18 protein-coding genes are annotated in these 22,419 nt (G+C 44.8%); 10 read left to right on the forward strand and 8 right to left on the reverse strand.

The genetic code is table 11. The annotated features are described in order from the left end of the window. Positions 1 to 134: 134 nt before the first annotated feature. The 5 genes from SPD80_RS00235 to SPD80_RS00255 all read left to right on the forward strand — a co-directional run bounded on the left by SPD80_RS00235 (position 135) and on the right by SPD80_RS00255 (position 6,922). On the forward strand, positions 135 to 2,240 hold the full coding sequence (locus SPD80_RS00235; protein ID WP_320827897.1) for a Na+/H+ antiporter: 2,106 nt from the start codon (positions 135 to 137) through the stop codon (positions 2,238 to 2,240). A 162-nt stretch (positions 2,241 to 2,402) separates the two neighbouring features. Beyond that, on the forward strand, positions 2,403 to 2,798 hold the full coding sequence (locus SPD80_RS00240) for a hypothetical protein (protein WP_320827898.1): 396 nt from the start codon (positions 2,403 to 2,405) through the stop codon (positions 2,796 to 2,798). Between the two features lie 293 nt (positions 2,799 to 3,091). Further along, positions 3,092 to 5,653, forward strand: a complete 2,562-nt coding sequence (locus SPD80_RS00245; RefSeq protein ID WP_320827899.1) for a YhgE/Pip domain-containing protein — start codon at positions 3,092 to 3,094, stop codon at positions 5,651 to 5,653. A 22-nt stretch (positions 5,654 to 5,675) separates the two neighbouring features. Then, entirely contained in the window at positions 5,676 to 6,239 is a 564-nt protein-coding gene (locus tag SPD80_RS00250; protein ID WP_320827900.1) for a TetR/AcrR family transcriptional regulator, read from the forward strand. A gap of 224 nt (positions 6,240 to 6,463) precedes the next feature. Beyond that, a complete protein-coding gene (locus SPD80_RS00255; RefSeq protein WP_320827901.1) occupies positions 6,464 to 6,922 on the forward strand; it encodes a methionyl-tRNA formyltransferase in 459 nt (152 codons plus the stop codon). Between the two features lie 182 nt (positions 6,923 to 7,104). Here the strand turns inward: SPD80_RS00255 and SPD80_RS00260 are convergent, their stop codons facing one another. From SPD80_RS00260 to SPD80_RS00275, 4 genes are all read right to left on the reverse strand, one after another. Further along, a complete protein-coding gene (locus SPD80_RS00260; RefSeq protein WP_320827902.1) occupies positions 7,105 to 9,045 on the reverse strand; it encodes an immunoglobulin-like domain-containing protein in 1,941 nt (646 codons plus the stop codon). A 140-nt stretch (positions 9,046 to 9,185) separates the two neighbouring features. Further along, positions 9,186 to 10,697: an ABC transporter permease/substrate-binding protein gene (locus SPD80_RS00265; protein ID WP_320605634.1), complete on the reverse strand. Its 1,512-nt coding sequence runs from the start codon at positions 10,695 to 10,697 to the stop codon at positions 9,186 to 9,188. Further along, positions 10,694 to 11,428, reverse strand: coding sequence for an ABC transporter ATP-binding protein (locus SPD80_RS00270; protein WP_320605636.1), 735 nt, complete (start codon positions 11,426 to 11,428; stop codon positions 10,694 to 10,696). Before SPD80_RS00270 ends, SPD80_RS00265 begins: the two co-directional genes overlap by 4 nt. 451 nt (positions 11,429 to 11,879) lie before the next feature. Beyond that, the gene (locus SPD80_RS00275; protein WP_320605638.1) at positions 11,880 to 12,617 is read right to left on the reverse strand and encodes a MerR family transcriptional regulator; all 738 of its coding nucleotides are present in this window, start codon (positions 12,615 to 12,617) and stop codon (positions 11,880 to 11,882) included. A 386-nt stretch (positions 12,618 to 13,003) separates the two neighbouring features. On the opposite strand from SPD80_RS00275, the gene SPD80_RS00280 reads away from it, so the two are divergent. Genes SPD80_RS00280 through SPD80_RS00290 form a run of 3 tightly spaced genes read left to right on the forward strand, consistent with a single transcriptional unit; the run spans position 13,004 to position 15,649 of the window. Beyond that, a complete protein-coding gene (locus tag SPD80_RS00280) occupies positions 13,004 to 14,017 on the forward strand; it encodes a metal ABC transporter substrate-binding protein (RefSeq protein ID WP_320827905.1) in 1,014 nt (337 codons plus the stop codon). Positions 14,018 to 14,035: 18 nt separating this feature from the next. Further along, positions 14,036 to 14,782: a metal ABC transporter ATP-binding protein gene (locus tag SPD80_RS00285; RefSeq protein ID WP_320605642.1), complete on the forward strand. Its 747-nt coding sequence runs from the start codon at positions 14,036 to 14,038 to the stop codon at positions 14,780 to 14,782. Further along, complete coding sequence (locus SPD80_RS00290) at positions 14,783 to 15,649, forward strand: metal ABC transporter permease (RefSeq protein ID WP_320605644.1); 867 nt, start codon at positions 14,783 to 14,785, stop codon at positions 15,647 to 15,649. A 48-nt stretch (positions 15,650 to 15,697) separates the two neighbouring features. Here SPD80_RS00290 and SPD80_RS00295 read toward each other — a convergent pair whose 3' ends face one another. The 4 genes from SPD80_RS00295 to SPD80_RS00310 all read right to left on the reverse strand — a co-directional run bounded on the left by SPD80_RS00295 (position 15,698) and on the right by SPD80_RS00310 (position 19,182). After that, on the reverse strand, positions 15,698 to 16,129 hold the full coding sequence (locus tag SPD80_RS00295; RefSeq protein ID WP_320827907.1) for a DNA starvation/stationary phase protection protein: 432 nt from the start codon (positions 16,127 to 16,129) through the stop codon (positions 15,698 to 15,700). Positions 16,130 to 16,157: 28 nt separating this feature from the next. Continuing rightward, positions 16,158 to 16,598, reverse strand: a complete 441-nt coding sequence (locus tag SPD80_RS00300) for a transcriptional repressor (protein WP_320605648.1) — start codon at positions 16,596 to 16,598, stop codon at positions 16,158 to 16,160. A gap of 201 nt (positions 16,599 to 16,799) precedes the next feature. Continuing rightward, positions 16,800 to 17,939 carry a YdcF family protein gene (locus SPD80_RS00305; RefSeq protein ID WP_320605650.1) on the reverse strand — a complete coding sequence of 380 codons (1,140 nt, stop codon included), beginning with the start codon at positions 17,937 to 17,939 and terminating at the stop codon, positions 16,800 to 16,802. A gap of 82 nt (positions 17,940 to 18,021) precedes the next feature. Beyond that, positions 18,022 to 19,182, reverse strand: coding sequence for an aminoacetone oxidase family FAD-binding enzyme (locus SPD80_RS00310; protein ID WP_320827910.1), 1,161 nt, complete (start codon positions 19,180 to 19,182; stop codon positions 18,022 to 18,024). A 208-nt stretch (positions 19,183 to 19,390) separates the two neighbouring features. Between SPD80_RS00310 and SPD80_RS00315 the strand changes: the two genes are divergently transcribed. Continuing rightward, positions 19,391 to 20,446 carry a helix-turn-helix transcriptional regulator gene (locus tag SPD80_RS00315; protein WP_320827912.1) on the forward strand — a complete coding sequence of 352 codons (1,056 nt, stop codon included), beginning with the start codon at positions 19,391 to 19,393 and terminating at the stop codon, positions 20,444 to 20,446. A 169-nt stretch (positions 20,447 to 20,615) separates the two neighbouring features. Continuing rightward, positions 20,616 to 22,409 carry an ABC transporter ATP-binding protein gene (locus SPD80_RS00320; RefSeq protein WP_320606201.1) on the forward strand — a complete coding sequence of 598 codons (1,794 nt, stop codon included), beginning with the start codon at positions 20,616 to 20,618 and terminating at the stop codon, positions 22,407 to 22,409. The last annotated feature ends 10 nt before the right edge of the window (positions 22,410 to 22,419 follow it).

Consider the following 22,419-nt stretch of genomic DNA (forward strand, 5'->3'; position numbering starts at 1 on the left):
TGTATGCGTAGTTCAACATGTATCACCCTTCACATGGTATGCTGCAGGTATGCAATCAAAAGAGGCAAAGGCGGCGTCGTTTGGTGTTGTTGTGTCTCTTCACAGCCCACAACAAACGCACCTGGGGTGTCTCTATGGAATCGTTTGAACTTGTTCTTGTATTGCTTGCTGGCGTTATTCTTGCTTCTCTTGCAGAACAGCTCATACGTCATGTGTCGTTGCCACTTGTTCAGATTACGGTAGGACTGCTAGCTGCATTACTCATACCTCGTGTAGCCAATGTTCGCATAGATTCAGAGCTCTTTTTAGTACTCTTCATCGCTCCACTGCTTTTTAATGAAGCGCGCGAGTCAAGCAAGCATGAGCTGTGGACTAACCTTCCTTCCATTCTTTCTTTGGCAATTGGTTTGGTGGGCATTACCGTGCTCATTGTGGGTTTTGTACTTACTATGCTGGTACCTTCAATTCCACTTGCTGCAGCGTTTGCCTGTGCGGCAGCTCTTGGTCCTACGGATGCTGCCGCTGTTAGCGCGCTTGGCTCAACAGTCAATCTAACCAAGCGTCAGAAGGTGCTGCTCTTAGGCGAATCACTCATTAATGATGCGTCGGGAGTTGTATGTTTCCAATTTGCTATTGCAGCTGCTGTAACAGGCACCTTCTCTCTTGTTAACGCTGGCATGAGGTTTGCAGTACTGTTCTTTGGCGGCATTGCGTTTGGTATGGCAGCAGGCTTTGTGGCATTCTTGGGCGTTACCCTGCTGCGCCGTCGTGGATTTGAAAACAACGTAGTGCACGTGCTTTACGAGGTATTTACTCCCTTTCTGGTATTTCTTCTCGCTGAGGAACTCCATGTAAGTGGCATTCTTGCCGTGGTGGCTGCTGGTCTGGTTATGGCTCGGCATACACCGCGTCTTACTACTACGGCGCAGGCTAAACATAACTTGCTTTCCAATGGTTTTTGGGAAATTATCGTGTATGTAATTAACGGCGTTATTTTTGTGCTGTTGGGTATGCAACTTCCACAGGCTTTGTCGCCTACGCTTACCGGTGGCTCTGGTCTTTTGCATTTTATGGGCATTACCTTGGCAGTTACGCTACTAGTAATGCTTGCGCGCTTTGTGTGGGTGTTAGCAATGGAGCTCATACATCGCAACCCAGAAACAGGTTTGCGTGGAATTGCTCACATGGCACCAACCATCAAAGAAGCTTTGGTAACTACTATTGCTGGGCCAAAAGGTGCAGTAACCTTGTCTATTATCTTTACTATTCCACTTACTGTAGAAGACGGCAGTGCGTTTCCTGAGCGTGGATTTATCATCCTTGTTACAGCTGGAGTTATTCTTTGCACGCTTATTAGTGCGGATGTACTGTTGACGCGTTTATCGCCATCCCAAGAAACAGGAGTAAGTGAAGAAGTCATTAGGCGCTTTGAGGTCATGGTGCTAAAAAATACCATTGCAGAGTTAGAGTCAAAAATTGCTCAAGGCACTCATCCAGAGTATGAGCCTGCAACTCGTGCGGTGTTGGGTGGGTATCGCGCGCGTTTGATTAAAACGCAGTTGGAGATAGCGGAATATAGCGATGCCATGACTATGCTCATTCGGAACACGCTTATGGTGCAGCGGCAACGTTCTGATGAGCTGGAAAAAGAAATACTTTCGCATGTGTCGGGTAAAGCAGCAGCGCCCTATTATGCGCTGCTAAAAAATATTCGTGGATCAGTGGGTTATTACAACAAGGGGACTCATGTGGGCTTACGAGGCGGCGGTCTTTCCATGAGACTGCGCATGCTCTATGCAGCTTTGAATCCACATAAAGTGTCTGACGAGAAGCTCGAGCTCATGTACTATCAAACTTGTCTGTTTGCTCTTGAGCTTGAGCGTGTAGCTATTGCCTACCTTGAGGGTGTTATGGCGCATGGCAGCGAAGATGTTGTTAAAGCAGCTCGCATATTAATTGACGAGCATCGCAGTATTGAGGAAACGTTACAAAAGCGTGTTGGATATACTGGTGAACAGCCAGGTGCTGATGCAGGGAAGCTGTTTGACGCCAAGCAATGTGTACTGAGCGAACAGTATCGACTTTCTCATGAGTACCTTGCCATGATTACTGCGGGGGCATTGTCTGTAGAGTTAGAAAAGATTGGAGAGCTGCAAGCTGCTGGTAGTATCGGTGAAGATGTAGCTCAGGTACTGCGTCAAAATGTATACGTGCTTCAAATGAATGCAGGGTTTGAGTAAGCCAGAGGTAAGGGAATAATCAGTTGCGAGAAAAGCACTCAAGAAGTGTCCGTTTTCAGATATATATTGGTACGCTATCTAGTATTGTTACAGTGATATATAAAGCAGGGTATAAAGCAAGGGGCAAAGAAGGCAAAGAACCGCCACAAATCTTGGAGTGATATGGCCAGCCGTTTAGTATTGCTTGGAATTATCATAGGTATGTGGGTTATATTTGCTCTCATCCTTTGGGGGCTCTGGGCGTTTTCTCAAAAGCTCAACGCAAATGGGCAAAAAATAATAGATGAACCAGTAAATGATGCGACTCGTACAGAGCCTCTTACGAGAGGGGAACTTGCGGTATACGTAATCTGTATTGGCATATTTGGTTATATTGCTTTTGATTCTATCCACAATGGTGGCTCACCAATTATGGCAAAGATGATAGCGCTTCCTCCCATATTAGCTCTCTTTAATGCGCGCAAAAGAACGGGACGAAGTCTCTTCTTTTTGATTGCTATGTTTACGTGTGCACTGGGAATGCTTCTAACAATACCGCTTTTGGAAGATATATTGTGAGGTCACGCTTGTAGTGCGAAAAACTTTTCCTGGGATTTCATACAGGTTCAATCATGTAGCTCCAATTTGGAGATGTTGAGGACTCAATAAAAAAGAAAGAAGTTTTTCTCGACAAGACGGAAAGCATTTCTATACTGTAGTGAATGAATATTCATTCACACTGGGCATTGGGCAACAAACAGGAGTCAACAAACATTGGCTAGTAAGTACAAGACATCAGGTAGCACGTGCTCAGCACTGAAGTCCAAAGCGAATGAATATGCAAATAGGTAGCCTAAAACGCAGGAGGAGATGTGAGTTTTAACAAACTAAAAGGCAAGCACATGCTGGTGATTTCACTCATAGCAGTGCTTTTTATTCCATTTATATACTCGGCGTTGTTTGCGCTTTCCGTTTGGGATCCCTATGGTCGTGTAGAGCGCCTGCCCGTTGCTTTTGTAACGGAAGACGCTGGTGCAATGCAAGGGGATAAGCAGGTAAATATTGGTTCTGAGCTTGCTGCTAAGCTCAAGCAAAGCAAGAGCTTTAAGTGGGAATTTGTGAGCGCAAAGGAAGCGCAAGATGGTGTTAAAAATGAGAAGTACTACATGGCGCTGTTTATCCCTAAAGATTTCTCTGCGCGTTCCATAGGGCTTCTCGATAGTCAAAAGAAGCTGGACATTAGGTATCTAACCAATCAGAGCAGGGACTATGTGGCGGATTTGATTACCTCTACTGGTGCAAAGACCATTGCATCTCGTTTAAATACTGAGATTACGCAAAAGTATCTAGAGGTTATTTTTGAAAAGCTTACTGGCTTTAAAGATAAACTTGGCACCGCAGTAGACGGTTCGGGCAAGTTGCTTGAGGGCAGCCAAGCCATGGGAGCCGGTTTGGAAAAGCTCAGTGGCGGCTTGGATAAATTAGCGGCTGGCGAGAAAACCATGCGTAATAAAGTTGGTTTTGCCTATGGTCAGTTTGGGCAGCTTACTGGTGGACTTGGTACGCTCAATGCAAAGTTGGGCGAGTTTAACGCTGGACAATCCCAGCTTAATGCTGGTATTGCTACGGCAAAAAATGGTGCTGAGCAACTTGCAGCAAACGGTGCAAAACTGTCTGAGGGCTTGGGTAAGTTGTCGGGCGGATTGAGTCTAACGGATGCGGCACTGCAAGAGGCAACTCGCAAGGCAAACAATCCTCAAAATGATGCCAAGCTTACCGCGCTTAAAGGTGGAAGTGCCCGTGTGTCTGATTCATTGGGGCAGCTGGCAGATGGCTCTGCAAAAATTGCGAGTGCTCTTGGTCAAATGAACGCTGGAGTTCCCTCTGCCGCAGAACTACAAGAAGCTAAAAAGGCGGCTCAAGGAAGTAGTGTTTCACTTTCATTTTCTGAGCAAATGAAAATTGTGCGCGAGATCAAGGCGGAATCTAGAAGCCTTAACAGTAACTATGCAAGTAAGTTGGCTTCCACAAAGGCTTTTGCCAAGCTTGATAAAGCTGAGCAGCAGGAAATCCTTAATGCCATTTATGAAGTACAAGAGGAAAATCTGACTACAACCTTAGGCACGGCTCAGCGCTTGATTAGCAAGAAGATTAAAGAGAAGGCAGAGGCTGCTAAAGAGAGAGTCAACAAGCTCATAGATGGCATGTCTAAGATTCGTGCTGGGCTTGATGGTGGTCTGTATGAGGGTGCCAACAAACTTCATGCTGGACTTACTGAACTTAATAGTAAGTATACGCAGCTCGATGGTGGTATTAATCAGCTCATTGGTGCAACACGTGACTCACGTGCCTCAATTAATAAGCTGGCAGATAGTATTGCTCAACTAAACAATGGCGGACAAACGCTCACCAATGGTTTTTCTCGTTATTACGATGGCGTAACTAAACTCGATGCTGGTTTGGGCAAGTTAGCAGCGGGCAGCAATAAGCTTACAGCTGGTGGAACGTTGCTTCAGGGTGGTGTGGTAAAGCTTGATGCTGGCGCTCATCGCTTCCAGTCAGAGTTTTTTGGCAAACTTATTGCAGGTATTGGTACCATGCAGGATGGTACCGTTAAGCTGCACGACGGTTCTCTGAAGTTGCTAGACGGCAATGGTAAGGTGGTTGATGGCCTGACGCGACTGCATACAGGTCTTGCCAATGGTAAACAGCAACTGGAGCAGTCTCAGGTTTCTCCTGCAGCAGCTGAGCTATTGAGTAACCCCATTGAGCTTACCAAAGATACCAGTAAGGCAGATGTGTTTGGCGTAAGCTCTCTTACCTACCAAGTGCCATTAGGATTGTATCTGGCTGCTTTAGCGCTTATGTTGGTATATCCGCTGGTGGGGACTGGCCTGAGTGCAAGCTTTGGTGCGAGTGCGCTTAGTGGTGCAGATGCTCAGGAAGCTGCTCTTACCGTACCTACGGCAATTGACGTATTTAAGCGTAAGTTTGGACTTCTTGCCATGCATGCCGTGCTTACCGCACTTATTACAGGTGTTGCGCTCCAAGCTTTCTTACATATTCCTGTAGCACAACTCTTGCCGCTGTACACGCTGCTTGTGCTTACGGCATTGGCGTATGTCATGTTTATTGCTTGCTGCACATTGGTGCTGGGTAACGTGGGTAAGTTTGTTGTGCTTCTCTTCTTTATTGTGCAGCTATCGGTATCTGGTGGAACCTTCCCCATAGAAACCACTAATGGCATATACGAGTTCTTGAATAAGCTTATGCCGCTTACCTATATCATGAAGGGGCTCAATTACTGCCTGTTTGGCAGTACGTTGAGCGCGCACCTAACGAGCGCACTTATCTACACAAGCTGCATGTTTGTAACGTTTAGTGGCTTGCTGTATCTTGGGTATAAGCTTGCAGAGAAGCGCGAAGAGCTGTAACCCCCCAACAGAAGTGATACGCATGAAGGATATCGAGCAAAAAATTATCCAAGCAACGCTTGATCTGTTTGTAACACGCCAGTATGACGGCATGACTATCCCCATGATTGCCAAGGCTGCTCATATTGGCGTGGGCACGGTATACAACTACTTTGAGAACAAGGAGTCTTTAGTTAACGCGATTTATCGCACTGTATTTGCTGATGCCATTGCATATATTAGGCGTGAGGATGATCAGGCGGACTTAAGCTTTAAAGAGCGTTTTGACCTGTATTACAAGCGGCTTTTTGAGTTTAGTGTTACCAAGAAGAATATGATTCTATTCCTTAAGTACAACAGTAGCGCGTATTATATTTCGCCTGAAAGTAAGGATTCTCGCCAAGGTTTGGTTAACTTCCTTGTTGCGTTTTTGGCAGAAGGGAAGGCGGCTGGTTTCATCAAGGATGTTCCCCAAGCATTGTATATGCCTATCATTTATGCGCCCATAGAAATGCTGGTAACGAATGCCGCAAAAAACGAGGTCAAAGACATGTCAAAGTATGCGGATACCATGCTGGAATTTACTTGGAACGCCCTTAAGGCCTAACCAATAGTACAGCGCGCTGCTATGACGAGGCATACTGCAGCAAGGACCTTGTGCTAGCAAAAGTCTATAACAACAGATACACCTTATACTCGACACTCACCTTTTGGTGGGTATCGTTTTATAAGGCTTGGTCCTTGTATGCTTGTCATGCTATAAACAGAACTGAGATAATAAAGATGCAATATTACACCGTAGTACCATCCGCTTATGAAAGAGGGACTAGTATGTGTGAAGAGACTCCTCTGTCTACTAAAGAGCCTACCGAGAAGCCATTTGAGCAAACAATATCAACCGACTCTTTAGAGCCTGCCATACCTCATATTGTAGTTGAGCCTCTATCAGAAGAGGAAGTGGACTTTGATACCTTTAGCAAGTCCGATTTTCGTGTTGTTAAGGTTAAAGCATGTTCGGCAGTTCCTAAATCTAAGAAGTTGCTCAAGTTTGTATTGGATGATGGCTCGGGTACAGATCGCATCATTCTCTCTGGTATTCACGCTAATTATGAGCCTGAAGAGCTGGTAGGGAAGACCCTTATTGCCATTGTTAACCTGCCACCACGCCGTATGATGGGTATTGATTCCTGTGGCATGATTATTTCTGCCATTTACGAAGTTGATGGTGAGGAAGGCCTTAACGTACTTATGGTGGATGATACTATTCCTGCAGGAGCAAAGCTGTATTAGGTTTGCATGTGGTGTATGAGTAAACGGTAGAACAGGCATTATAGAGCATATATTGTAGGTTACAGTTACATCACAACATATAACAAAGCAAAGGCCAGTAGACTTAATCTACTGGCCTTATTGGTACGCCTAGGTAAAACCTCTGTGAGCTTAAGCGCATAATGTGCAAGCTTAGTTACAGCCTACTTTGTGAGGTTGTTCCTGTAATGACGTGCTCCCATAGATCCTGCAAGAGAGAGAGCAAGCAATGCAACATACAATCCTGTGTTGGTGGCATCACCTGTTGCAGGAATAGCTGTTTTTGCAGGTGCAACTGTTGTCTTTGAAGGAGGGGTGGGCTTTTTGGTGTCAGGAGTTGGGTTGTTAGGTGTATTGGGCTGAGGAGCTGTCTTTGCCAATACGGTAACCTTTGCCGTCTTGGTTGCGCTTGCGCCCTTTGTATCGGTCACCTTAAACGTAATCGTATACTCGCCTACAACGTCCTTATTAAATCCGCCATCATCGATAATTTGAACGGCATTCTTTAGATCCCCATCCTCTGCATCTGTAGCAGATACAACGAGGTTCTTTACATCAAACTCCTCACCCTGTGTGATGGTTTTATCAGTCACTGTCAGCTGAGGTGCTTTATTCATAACTGGAGCCTTTGCTGTGTAAATGGCATACACAGTAAGTGGCTTAGTAACAATGGTATTCTCGGTAAAGGGATCACCTGTTCCATCTGGCTTAGTGTTCCACTCTTTAAACTCATGGGTAAGACCAGAGGCGGTAAACGAACTTGGTGTGTCCGCGATAGTGTCTCCCGTTACTGTGCTTGTGGGCTTTGTTCCAGAATTGAGTGAATCATCTTTTAAAGAACCCTTGTAAGCAACCTGAGCGATACCAAGATTTTGCTCACCTGTGTCTCCAAGACGAGCGCTATTTTTATCAAATTTTACGGGAACAGCACTGAAGGAAAGAGAAACAGGCAGCTTTGCCTCGATAGCTGGAATGCTCTGTGACAGGTCAATGATGGAGTACTTCGGCAGCTTAACATAGCCATCTATGCGCCCCGTGATAGTTACCTTTTGAGAATTGTTAAGTAACTTTAAAGCCTTGTCTTTGGAAATGGTCAACTGGGAGTTGGCGACAAGACGCATAGTTTCATTTTCAACATCACGTGCAGTTGCACTTAAGATTTGTTTTCCACCATAGTAACCATTGGTTCTAAGGATTGTCCTTACGGTGATGTTTCTAGACTTATTGGGATTCTTAACGGTAAACGTTGTTGAAGGGTCTGTTTTACTTACCAACTCGGTAATATTCCACTTCTCAGCACCGTTTACCTCTGCAATATCAAACTTATCCCTTGAGATGGTATCCAGTGCCATATAGGGCTGGAAGTAATAACCACTAAAGGTAAGGCTAAGCTCTTCAGGGACGTCAACTTCTTCTGGGATGGTGATGTTTAAATCAACATGCGTGTACTTAGCTTTCTTTGCCGCGCTGCCTTGATCAGACTGAGTATTGGTCATGATAGACGCGCCGTTACCAGTGTATAGCCAATGAGCCAAAATCTTGTTCATGTCAAAACTGGACTCGAGGGAAAGATTGTATGCGCTCTTAGACTCATCAAAGTACAGGTTAATGTCATGGTCGCTGGGGTCGGTATCAAGGTTGGTATTGATTGTTGAGTTTGGCACTGTGTCTTGATCTGTTTTGTTTAAATTAATGTAACTGACATTTTTATTGAGGTAGCTTGGTACAGAAATCCTACTTATGAAAACAGGATAAAGTTCTGTTACGCCATCCTGAATGAGTACTGGGACTCTTTCATGGCCATAGTACAGCTTGGCGCCATCAGTACTTTCATAGTTGGCTGAAGGACTCCAGCCTATGAAGTACTTTTTGTCAAATGCGCCACCGCTTTCCCAGCCAATGCCTCTGTTGTTTGAGTCAGAGATGGCATCATCTGAGTTGGTAAAGGTTATCGGTACATCACCAGATGCTGTTTTAAACGTTACGTTATAGGGCAGGCTGGTAGGTGCTGTTTGATTTGCTGCATGGGCAACTATGGGTAAGGCAGCCAAAAGGAGTGCCGTACACATGGTTACGCGCAACAAATACTTTGATAGTTGCTTCATTGCTCGTTCCTTTGCGAGTAGAGAGCTATCAGTACTACATACTAAAATACAGTGTTTCTTAGTATACGGGTACACGTAACGGATGTATACCTTAAAAATAACAGTACTACAGCCTGAAAAAACAAAACTCAATTTTTCTCTTATTTTATTAGATGTTCCTTTTGCAAATACTCACGTGCTACTTGTTCAGCTGATTGGCCCTCCATAGCAACGGCATAGTTCATCTGAGTCATCTCTTCGGTGGTAATCTTGCCAGCTAACTTGTTGAGCGCCTTCTCTATTTCCGGATACTTTTCCAACGTTTTTTGGGATATGAGCGGAGCACCTTGATAAGGCGGGAAGAGTTGTTTATCGTCCTTCAAAATTTTAAGGTTATACGTAATGACTTTGCTGTCTGTTGAGAAGGCGTCAATAATTTGCACATTATCGTTTTTGATGGCTTCATAACGCAAGGCAGGCTCCATGGTCTTAGCATTGAGATCAAGGTCATAGAGTTTTTGCAAACCCTTATTGCCATCTTCACGATCGTTAAACTCTAATGTAAAGCCAGCTGTGGCGGTAGATTGTACCTTTGATAAATCAGAAATCTTCTCGAGTCCGTGGGCTTGAGCATATTCTTTTGTGGTAGCAATCGCATAGGTATCTTGGAATTCAGTTGGCTTCAAATAGACTAACCCGTCTTGTTTTAAGATTTCTTCTTTGGCATAGGTGTAAACCATTTGAGGATCATTTGATAAATCCGCTGGTGGATTTTTTAAAAGCGTGGTTGTAATGGTGCCAGAGAACTCAGGATAGATGTCAATTGAGCCCGATTTAAGTGCTTCGTATAGAAAGCTAGTTTTACCAAAGTTTGGTTTAACTTTTACCTTAATGTCTGTCTGGTCTTCAATTAAGAGCTTATACATGTTAATAAGGATTTCGGGCTCGGCACCTAGTTTGCCTGCAATAACAATCTGCTGAGCTTGAGGTTTGAAAATTGGTACATAGCTAGAGCCTACAGCAAGCAAGGCAATGAGTAGGGCTGCCAAAATGATTTTAGGTTTCTTATTTTGCAAAAACTTGATGCCGTAGCTAAAAAGTACAGCAAGGACAGCTGATGACACTGCTCCAATTATAATGAGAGCTGAATCATTGCGATCAATACCCAAAAGGATAAAGGAACCAAGTCCGCCAGCTCCTACCAGAGCAGCTAGGGTGGCCGTTCCAATAATCATAATGGCTGCTGTCCGCACGCCTGACATAAGAATGGGCATAGCCAACGCGAGTTCAAATTTTTTAAGCTTTTCCCACTTAGTCATTCCAAATGCGGTGGCTGCTTCTTCCAGATAAGGATCGATTTCGTTTAAACCTGTCAGAGTGGCCTGCAGGATAGGGAAAACTGCATAAATAACTAAAGCTACAACTGCAGGCAGGGCACCAATGCCCATAAAGGGAATGAAAAGGCCTAAAAGTGCTAAGGATGGAATGGTTTGAAAAATTCCCGTGATTTGTAGGCTCAACTCAGTTAGCCGTTTTTTATTGGATAAGAATAAACCCACAGGAACCGCAATAGCTATAGCAATGATCAGTGCTAATAATGAGATGCGCAGATGTTCAAAGAGAGCAGTAATCCATTCGTCTTGGCGTCCTAAAAATGTAGCGAGTAAGTTCATCTGACGCCTCCTTTGACTTGCATAAACTGGCTAACGAATTCATTGGCTGGTTGATTTTTTAATTCGTCAGGGCTTCCCAGTTGGACAATCTGCCCATCTTTCATAAGACAAATCCGGTCTGCCAATTTGACCGCCTCATTCATATCATGGGTAACGAAGACGGTGGTCATACCAAATTCTTCATGCAATTCCTTAATCAAATCCTGTAGCTGTGTCTTACTAATTGGATCCAGAGCCGAAAAAGGCTCATCCATGAGCAGAACTTTGGGATTGGCAATGATGGCACGCAGGATTCCAATACGCTGGCATTCACCACCTGATAAATCTTTGGGTAAACGGTTCAGATATTGGCTTGGCTCCAAATCTACTTTGGTTAAGAGTTCTTTGGTCTTGGCTAAGGTATCTGCCTTATTAAACCCTTTCATCTCGGGAATGAGGGCAATATTTTCTGCAACTGTCATATTTGGAAAGAGAGCAATCTGTTGCAATACATATCCTGTTTCTAGACGCAATTCTCGTATATTAAAATCCTTGAGATGCTTCCCCTGAAAAAGAATGTCACCGTCCGTCTGCTCAATCAGGCGGTTAATGAGCTTGAGTGTTGTTGTCTTACCGCTACCACTAGGACCAACTAATACGAAGAATTCGCCCTCTTGAATGTCAAAGGTTAGATTATTTAAAATCGTAGTATTTTCTTGACAGGTTAAGGATACATTTCTGTAGCTAATCATAGATGTTCTCCTCTCCCTTCTTTGTAAGATTCAAAATGAAAAAGCGAGCGCTTGGCTTGATGCTGCCGAGGCTTAGATTGCAGGTTATTTTGGGGATTCTCTTTGCACGTAAGAGAGTCGTTGGTCTGCTGGTGAAAATGCGAATACGTTACTTATCTAATACGTCGCTTACAACTTACAAGATTTGTTTGCTTTTTGGACAATACCTACTTTTATAAAAACCTCCAAGTAATAAAAATATTTCACCACCTGATATTGGTATACCCTTTAGGAAGCTGCATAGTAGGAAAAATATGAGAGGATACTTTCGCTCCCAGTTTCTTTTGGGTATAGAAAGTGCAAATGAAGAATAGAAGTGGCTTTTGCGTGTAAAAGGAAAGAGAAACTCATTCACGGTAAGTTATTGAATGAGCTTCTCTTCATTTTTGTAGGTGTATAACGCTGGTAACTGCTACTTGTTTTTCTCGACAAATACTTTAATAACATTACTGCTATAAGCTGCGGTTCCTTCTCCAAATTGGTCAATGTTTTTATGGAACTCGGGATTTGCTGAGTATCCAGCGCCAATATGACCAAATACCTCAACGCTACAATCAAAGCCATAACGACGAATAGCATCTAAAAGGTCTTTTGCAAGCGCTTGGTTCTCTGGTGCTTCAGGAGCCAGGCCAGCATCTTTATTGGATGCAAGTTGCTGGAATACACGGTTAAAGTCTGCGGTGGCCTGTTCTTCCTGTCCCTGTTGTCGGTTTAACGCCTCATCAATAGCGTCATTGCCGTACAATTTGCGTGCTTCTGATTCATACTTTTTACCATCATCCCAGGTAAAGCCTTTGAATTTATCTTGTGCTGTCATGGATATATCCTCCTTTTGAGCCTGAATAGTTTTACGAAGCGTTGTCGTAAGCACGTCAAGTTGTGCTCGTTGAGACTCGAGCAGAGCAAGTTGCTGCTCAAGCAAAGGCAGACGATTATCCTTGGATTGTGCTAGAAGTTCACCAATTGTAGTAAGAGGAAATCCCAAATACTTGAAGTATAAGATGGTTTGTAAGGTATCAAGATCCTCATCGGTGTAGTAGCGGTATCCATTGGCTGCCTTATGAGGAACGAGCAGACCAATATGGTCGTAGTAGTGCAATGTCCGGACCGATACGTGCACAAGCTGCGCTGCTTCTTTGACGTGATACATCTGCGCCTCCTTTCACTATTGTTATAAGGTCTGACGTTAGGTGGGGGTCAATATTCATTTTAAAAAAGTTTTCTCAGTCACGTCCGAACTTTCCTGAGCCCTGTTTTAATGTGAATATGATTGTTTATACACGTGGTACGGTCATTGGATGTAGTCATCATCCCGCCAAATCCTCTGTGCAAAATAAAAGTTTGCCAAAGCTAACTTATTGCAGTATGATGCTCACTAGTAAAAAGTAAACCTTAGCTAACTTATAGAGCGATAGGGCAATAAAGCGTGCGGTACCTATTAAAAATACCGACAAAGGATTGTAAACCTAAGCCTTTACACGCTCTTAAGAAAAGCGAGGAACATAGAAGGACTCAACAAGAGGGAAGTGAGAAATTATGACCCATACACATGCTTCAAGCTGCGATGCTTCTGCCGTGCCTGCTGCACGTATGCTATTACGAGCAGCTTTACCAGCCTTCACGGCAATCGTCGTGGCTTTTATGACGGTGCTGTTGCTATCTGGTTGTTCGGGGGCAAAACCTAAAACTACCAATGGTGCAGCAACTTCCGACAAAAAGCCTATCGTACTAACCACGTTTACCGTATTACAGGACATGGCAAAAAATGTTGCTGGAGATCACTTGGATGTTCAGTGCATTACTAAGCCTGGTGCAGAGATTCATGACTATGAGCCCACTCCTGATGATATCAAGCGTGCTCAGGGTGCAAGTTTAGTGTTGGAAAATGGCCTTGGTCTCGAGCGCTGGTTTGAAAAGTTCATGGCTGATTCCACTGCCAAACGCGCCAATCTTTCCAAGGGCGTTGAGGTCATGAACATCGCTGAGGGCGAGTATGCTGGTAAGGCAAACCCTCATGCATGGATGTCTCCCAAGAATGCAGAGATTTACGTAGACAACATTGTGGCTGCTTTTAGCGACCTTGATCCTGCTCATGCACAGGATTACAAGGCAAATGGTGAGAAGTACAAGGCTCAAATCCGTCAAGTAGGCGAAGAAATGAAGGCTGGTCTTGCTGGCTTGCCTGAGGGTCACCGTACTCTCGTTTCTTGCGAAGGTGCTTTCTCATATCTTTGTCGTGATGCAGGCCTTAATGAGGTATACCTGTGGCCAGTGAATGCAGAGGATGAGGGAACTCCTCAGCAGATTGCTAACGTTATTAAGCAAGTTAAAGAGAAGTCTGTTCCTACAGTATTTTGTGAGACTACCGTTAATCCCAAGGCTATGCAGCAGGTAGCAGACGAGACAGGCGCCAAGCTTAACTCCGACGACGCTCACGCCTTGTACGTAGACTCCTTGTCCGAGAAGAATGGCGTAGTTCCTAGCTATCTTGAGCTGCTACGTCACGATGCTCGTGTCATCGTAGAAGGCTTAGCAGGCCAGAAGAAATAAGGTAGGCGAGAAACCCTTATGAATACGCTTGAGGTCTCTGGGCTGACTGTGAGTTATCCCCACACACCCACACCGGCTATTAGCAACGTGAGCTTTGTCTTGGAGCCAGGCAGTTTGTGTGCTTTGGTGGGCGCAAATGGCGCTGGTAAGTCCACACTTCTTAAGGCGCTCATGGGTATGCTACGACCTCAGGCTGGTTCCATACGTTTTGCGGGCTTGGACTCCAGCCAGGCCCGCAAGCAGGGACTTGTTGGTTATGTTGCTCAGCGCGATGCTATGGCAGAAGACCTTCCCTTGCGTGTAAGTGACGTAGTCATGATGGGGCGCTATGGCACCTTAGGCTTGTTTGCTCGTCCATCTAAGGCAGACAAAATGGCGGTAGACCTTGCGCTGGAGCGTGTGGGCATGAGTGAGTTTGTTAATCGACCAATCTCTGCATTGTCTGGTGGGCAAGCAAAACGCGTGTTTGTGGCACGTGGTCTAGCCCAGCAGGCGCAATTTATGTTGTTGGATGAGCCCTTTGCAGGTGTCGATAAAACCTCTGAGGCTGCGCTTATCTCGCTTATACAAGATATGGCACATCAAGGGGTAACCGTACTATGCGCCGTACATGATTTGCACATGGTAACCGAGTCCTTTGACCAGGTTATTTTGCTTAATCGAACGCTTGTGTACCATGGCTCATCTTGTGAGGCCATGCAGCCTGCACGTGTGGCTCAGGCGTTTGATGTGGATGAATCCAAAGCTCAAAAGTTGGTGATGTAGATGCCTCTTGAATTTCCGTTTGATCCCAATCTGGGTTCTTTTTTGGAGATTTTGGGCTTTGCCTTTATGCAGCGAGCACTTATTACAGGCATAGCAACCGCACTGGTGTGTGGTGTAATTAGCTGTTTTGTTATTCATGTTGGTTGGTCACTCATGGGCGATGCAATTTCTCATGCGATATTGCCAGGCGTTGTTATTTCTTACATACTGCAACTTCCTTATGCGGTAGGTGCAGTCGTAGCTGCGCTTATTGCAGTGGCACTTATTGGCCTCGTGCGTCAAAGTAATGTCATTAGCTCTGACACGTCTATGGGTATTGTATTTACCACGCTTTTCTCGTTTGGAACCGTACTTATTTCTAAGGTTCCTAGTCAGACGAGTCTTTCACACATTTTGTTTGGCAATCTATTGGGTGTAACACCTTCAGACATGTGGCAAGTATTGGTACTGGGCAGTATTGTTTTAGTGGCAGTTGTTGCCTTACGTCGAGACCTTGCTCTGTTTACATTTGATCCTATGCACGCTCAGGCATTGGGTAAGTCTCCGCGTGTGTTGAGCTGTATATTGTTAGTGGCTCTGGCCATTACTGTGGTGGTATCTTTGCAGGCAGTGGGTATTATTCTTTCCGTTGCCATGCTGGTTACTCCGGGCGCTACAGCTCGTATGCTTACCGATAATTTCTGGAAGATGCTTTGGCTGTCTCCTGCAATTGCAGCACTCGCAACCGTGCTGGGTATTTGCGCAAGTTATGTGCTGGACGCATCTTCGGGCGGCATGATTGGCGTGGTATTGGGCATTTTGTTTGCTTTAGCAGCAATATTTGGCTCGCGTGGAGTGCGCGTACATATTACAGCTGTAGGCAATTAAGCCTACAGCTGCATGTAGTGCGTCTGACGTATATGTACGTATTTTGTCTTACATTTGAGATTGACCAATCATCCAAATAATCTTGGAGAGCGCCGCATTTTGCTCGTCCATTGCTGCAGAAATGAGGAAGTTGTCCTCAGCGTCCGCATCCTTTTTAATTTGGATGACCAATTCACGCAACGCTTCAAAGTCACGCTTTGCGGATTCAAAGGTATTCTCGGTAGATTTAAAATCGTCGGAGTGCTCTTCAAGCGTAGAAGCAGCAACAAATTTCTTAAGAGAACCAAAAGGCTTACCAGCATTTTGTAGGATGAGCTCTGCAATTCCATCAATCTGGTCAAAGGTTTGGGTATACAGGGTTTCTAGCTGTGCATGTGAATTAAAGAATGAAGAACCCTTTACATACCAGTGAGCGTTTTGAAGCTTATGGGCCTCTACGACAAAGTTGGACAACAAAACATTGAGTTTATCGTTAAGCATGATTTCCTCCTTGGAAATGGGACGACGCTTATTGACTTGAAGATGCAGACGAACGAGCATGTGCGTGAGATGCACTGGTGTCTGTTGCGGATGAATTGCTGAGGCAATCTGAACACAGCCCCGTATAGTACAAAGAAAAGCTGTGCACGTGCCCAATCTTTGCCGCGTTGGCAGAGAAGGGCATTTGAGTGAGCTCTGGCGCCTCTACATCAAAGACCTTTCCGCATTGTGTGCACCTAAAATGAGCGTGTTGGGTGGTAAGGCAATCAAACCTAGAGACATTATCACCCGTGTTTACCTGCAATAACTCACCCAACTCTACTAGCTGCATCAAATTGCGATACACCGTACCCAAACTAATGTTGGGGAACTCCTTACGAAGTGCCAGATACACTTGATCTGCCGTAGGGTGGTTATGGCAATCTTTCATATAGGTGCGAATTGCTTCACGCTGTTTACTCGTTCTCATAGCATCCTCTTATCAATAACGATAATCGTTACTAGTTATTATGTTGCCAGAGAACCACGCTCTATACATGACAATGCAAAATATTTCAAAAAACGTTGACGAGGCTCGCGCTACCGTTTGCAATAAGGTCTGTAACCAGACCACAAGCAAAGCTATTTTACGGGGGCATAATCGGGTGCGCAGTGTATACGCAGTTGATGTTTACAGCACGTGAGCAGCCATTTTGGCAAAAATCGTTATAAGAAATGGTAAAAAACAAAGAAGGATAAAGCCCCATAGTATTTTGAGTGTTTTAATAAGCGAGTGTTGCCAAATAACAAGGAATGCTACAAACTCGCGGACCATGGCGTTAATGTAAAAGTACAACCGTGTTTTTGAGCCACGACCATCGCATTGCAATCCCATATTTTTAGCTAAAAGCAAGGCACGATACACGTGGTAATTGTCAGAAACTACCAGCACATTTGCGGGAGAAGTGCTGGCGTTTGCAATGTCATATGCGCCGGCAATAGACTCGTCATTGTCACTGATGAGACCAAATGAGTATGCAAGGTTTTCCTGAGTGTTGCGTGAATTACGCTCCTGAATAAGCGCCTGCACAGGAACACCTTTTTGTAGGGCATATTCAAACATTGCCTGAGCTTCAGGGACAAGCTCATCAGGTCCTTGCCCGCCAGACATAATAAGTTTGCTACCTGGGTTTTTACGCCACGCCGCAATGCCAGCATCTACACGTTTTGCCAACAGTGGCGTTACGGTGCGACCTCCAATAAGTCCTGCACCCAACACAATAATGTGGGTATAGCGTTTGCGCTGCAGCGGGATAAGATTAATCCAACTTGCTACGACATACAAAATAAGTAAGAGCGATATAAGAACCAATGTGGCCGAGAAAAGCGTGTATACAAACGTAGAGAGCCAAGCTGCAAGGTTTTCACTGGGATTTTTGCTCGGGGTTATAAGAGGCCATACCACAAGGTACACAATGGACAGGACGCTTGCACCAAGAGAAAGTAGGTTACGTGGACGAAAGCCTTCTTTACGAATCAGCTGGATACCTGTAGTAAAGGCAGTAAAGATAATGATGAGGGGTGATAAAGAAAGGCTCATTGCCACTAAGGCAAATACGACAAGTCCAAGGAATGCTATATCTGAGCCTTCTGGGAGCTGCATCATAATGCCTAAAAATAAAATCCCCATGCTTATCAAACAGGCAAAGAACTTAATGGAGATCCACAGTGTTCGGCGCTCTTCGCGCCACTGCATGATAAAGAGTGTTGCTGTGACCAGCAGCGGAAGTGTTGTAAGAACAGAGATGGTTATGTGGGTTTGCAGGTTCACAGGTAAGCCTTTCAGTTGCTGTGTTTTTATTCTAGCGGAGGCGTTAGCTGTGTAAGACTTTCTCTTTTGTAAGGTTAGTAAGCTATAAGCGTTTGCGTAAGGCTTCTGCTACAGCATAGGCCGTTGTCCACGCAGCGGTAAAGTTAAAGCCGCCGGTAATGCCATCTATATCCAATACCTCACCTGCATAAAACAACCCAGGAGTCTCTTTTGATTCCAACGTTGTTGAGTTTATGGCATCTAAGGCTATGCCACCACAGGTAACAAACTCTTCTTTGTAGCTTGAACGTCCAGAGATTTGATAGGTGCAGGCAGTTAGCATCTGTACAAGATGATTGATATCTTTTTTAGAGAGCTCGTCACAACGTTTGTCGCTTGTGCTGTTATGCGAGCGTTCTAGTAGATGCACCCAAAGTCGGGTAGGTAATCCAAAAGGATGAACGTTATGTATGTGCTTACGAGCATTGCGTTGTAGCACTTTTGTAAGCTCGCCGCGTACAAGCTCCATGTTTTTCTCGCCCGTCCAATTGACGTGCAGAGAGGTTTGATAGTTGCATTCTGCCAAATAACGAGCTGCATAACTTGAGAGCGTTAGCGTTGCAGGACCACTCAATCCCTTATGGGTAATGAGCACCGCCCCAGATGCTGCAAACTTGGTTTTTGGAAGGCTAAGAAGTGCTTGCAAAACGGTTGTACCGGCAAGTTCATGCAATGCTGCATCTGCGATGGTAAAGCTAAATAAACTGGGGACACACCCATTTTTATTGGGCGTGCCGCCAGTCGTTACTGCAACAAAATCAAATGTTCCGCCATAGTGACGCAGGAGTTTTTTGGGGTCATTGATGTGTTGACCCAAAAGAAGTTGTACGCCAAGTTGCTGTGCGGTTTGCGTAAAACAATCGATAAGAGCATGGCTGTCCTGAGCCTTTGGGAACACTCGTTGATCTGGTTGTATCATAAGGGGCACGCCATGAGCTTCAAGCCAAGCGTAAACATCCTGTGGTCCAAACTGCTTAAAGAGTTTTTTAAGAAGCATAGCTCCTCGGGGGTATACCTGTTTAAGATTAGTTACCTGCGCAAAGGTATTGGTGCAGTTGCAGCGTCCACCACCAGAGACTCCCAGCTTTAAAAGCACGTTGTTGTGCTGTTCAAAGATGGTAACGTCAAGATCTGGGCACTTCTCTTTAGCATTGATTGCCAAGAAAAATCCTGCTGCGCCTCCACCAATAATTGCAAGTTTCACAGGCATATCCCCTCATATTAGAAAACTAATTTTCTCATTTTATTTCAATTTGGCAGATTTACGTATTGCAAATAACGTATATATGTCCAGTTCAAAGCCTCTTGCAACCATTGGTTGACAATATTCCAACACGAGTTGGTAGTGTGTAACTGCTCAAATAGGTATGGTCTTCTCATTCGATAAAATAGAAGCAAACAAAGGAGCTGCTATGATTTTGGGCGAGAAAATAATGAGCTTGCGTAAGCGCATGGGCTGGTCGCAGGAAGAGCTTGCACAAAAACTAGGCGTTTCTCGTCAATCAGTAAGCAAATGGGAGTCCAGTACTTCAATTCCCGATATTCAAAAAATTATGGCACTGGCTACGCTGTTTGGGGTATCTACAGATTACTTGCTTCGTGATGAGTTGGAAGAACCAGTTGCGTCGGTAATTTCCAATGGCGTTGAGCACGAGGGCATCTCTGCCCAGGCAGATGTCCCATCTACTCGTGCTGTTGTAGATGCTTTGGATATGGCATCGGATACTAAGCCAGTACGTTTTGTTACTCTTGACGAGGCGCAGGAGTTTTTAGAAGCTGTCAAACAGGCATCGGGATTGATGGCTCTTGGCGTATTTTTATGTGTAGCAAGCCCTGTGGTGCTGCTTACCTTACATGTACTGAGTCAATTTAATTATGTAGATGATATTCATGCAACCACACTTGGTCTCACCGTGCTGTTATGTATGGTTGCTGCAGGTACTGGATTGTGTATTATGCAAAATGCTAAGCTGTCACGTTTTGAATACCTTTCTAAAGAGGTGCTCAGCTTGCAATATGGGGTAGAGGCTGTTGTACGCCGTAAACAAGAAGCAACTCATACCGTGCATCACATGTGCATAACCATTGGGGTAGTACTTTGTATTGTAAGTGCCATCCCTCTATTTTGGCACGTATATATGGTTGATTACTTGGGTGTTGATTTCTCTGTTTCTGTAATGCTTCTTTTGATTGCTTCGGCTGTCTTTTTGTTTGTAAAATCTACTATGGTGGCAAATAGCTTTAGCAAGTTGCTTCAAGAAGAGGAATATAACCCTCACGAGAAGCTCGCCAAAGCACGCATTTCTTGGCTAGCCCCTGTGTATTGGCTTAGTGTGGTTGCAGTATATTTGATTGCGAGCTTTAGTACAGATGCCTGGAATCGTACGTGGGCTATATGGGCTGTAGCTGGTGTTTTATATCCTTTGATTCATATAGTGGTAAAGAAGTTTACTGCTTCAACTACATAATTTTTTGCCCTATTAATCACCTGATTTGCCGTTTTATGTGTCGTCTTAGCTCTATAGATTCATCCATTTAAAAAAATTATCCCTTTCTAACTTGCAATATTATTACAGAGTTATATATTAAAGAATAACGATAGTAAGTATTGGCTAACTCTATGACGAAAGGGAAATTATGGCGCAAGATCATACGGTCGCGCAGCAGGCTCAGACCCAGCAGCCTGCTGCCAAGCCTTCGCCCATACCATTGCTCCTTACTTGGTCTGGTAAAAAAGGATTGTATGCTCTATCGGCAGCTCTTGCCATTATTGGCGTTGCAGGAACCATGGTTCCATATATTGCTGCGGGCAATATCATCTCGGGTATCGTGTCAGGCACCACACAGGTGGCATTCTTCCTTCATTGGCTTGGTATTGCAGCTCTTGGCTATGCGTTTTACCTGGTGTTTCACTTTGCTTCTACGATAATCTCGCACCTTGCAACCTTTGCTACAATCTCGCGCATCCGTGAGCGACTTGCACAAAAGCTTGTACATGTTCCTATGGGTTACGTATTGGATACGCCTTCTGGCACGCTTAAATCTCTTATGGTCGAGAAGATCGATAGCATAGAAACCATGCTTGCGCATGCCGTTCCTGAACTTACTTCCAATGTGGTGGTTTCTCTTGCGGTTATCATCTATCTGTTTGTACTTGATTGGAGGCTGGCCCTTGCTGCTTTAGTACCTATTGTGCTTGGTATGGTGTGCATGAATGGCATGACCTATGACTATGCAAAATGGTATGGACGCACTGTTACTGCAGGCAAAACCATGAATGATACCGCGGTAGAATTCGTCTCTGGTATTGAAGTTATCAAGGCGTTTGGTCAATCCGCCAGTTCCTACGATAAGTTCTCTAAGGCCGTCTATGCGTCCGCTCATGCCTACATAGATTGGATGGCTCATTGTCAAATTTGGGCTGATGGCGCCCTTTCCATTTGCCCTGCTACTCTTACTACAGTACTTCCTGTAGGTTGCTTGCTTATGGCAAGTGGGGCGGTGGACGCGTCCACGTTGGTTATGGCATCGGTTTTATCAGTAGGTATCTTCCCACCACTGTACGCTGCTATGAGTTTTACAGATTCCCTTGCTCAAATTGGTACAACGGTCGAGCAAATCACAGAAGTGCTTGATCAGCCTGATCAAATTCGCGCGAAGATGCCAGCGCCTCTTAATACGTTTAGCATTTCTTTGCATGATGTGCACTTTGGATATTCCGAGCGTGAGGTTATCCATGGTATTGACTTAGACATTGCCGAGAAACAAGTTACCGCTTTAGTAGGTCCATCTGGCTCGGGTAAATCCACACTTGCTCGTTTGATTGCCGGCTTTTGGGATCCAACGTCAGGTGTAGTAAAAATTGGTAATACTGCACTCACTAATATGACGGCAGACCAGCTCGCACGGTCTATTGCTTATGTTGATCAAAACAGCTTTTTGTTTGATGACACCATTATGAACAATATTCGTATGGGCAATCTGAATGCTACCGATGAGCAGGTTATTGCTTGTGCTCAAGCATCGGGTTGTCATGCCTTTATTCAATCACTGCCTCAGGGATACCAAACGATAGTTGGTAGTTCGGGTGGACATCTTTCTGGTGGTGAGCGACAGCGTGTAGCCATTGCGCGCGCCATGCTTAAAGATGCGCCTATTGTTATTTTGGATGAGGCAACTGCCTATGCAGATCCTGAGTCTGAGGCAGAAGTAGAGTCCGCCGTGGCAAAACTTGTTGCAGGTAAAACGCTTATTGTTATTGCTCACAGGTTATCTACCATTCAAGATGCCGATAAAATCGTGGTGGTCAATAAGGGTGTCATTGAAGCGCAAGGCACGCATGACCAGCTTATGCAAACCTGCAAGCTCTATGCCAGCATGTACGAGGCTCATATGGGTGCTCGTGATATGGCACAAGATACCATTTCCTAGGGAGGTCAGG

It is taken from the genome of Atopobium sp. (assembly GCF_034113385.1).
Lineage (GTDB): Bacteria > Actinomycetota > Coriobacteriia > Coriobacteriales > Atopobiaceae > Atopobium.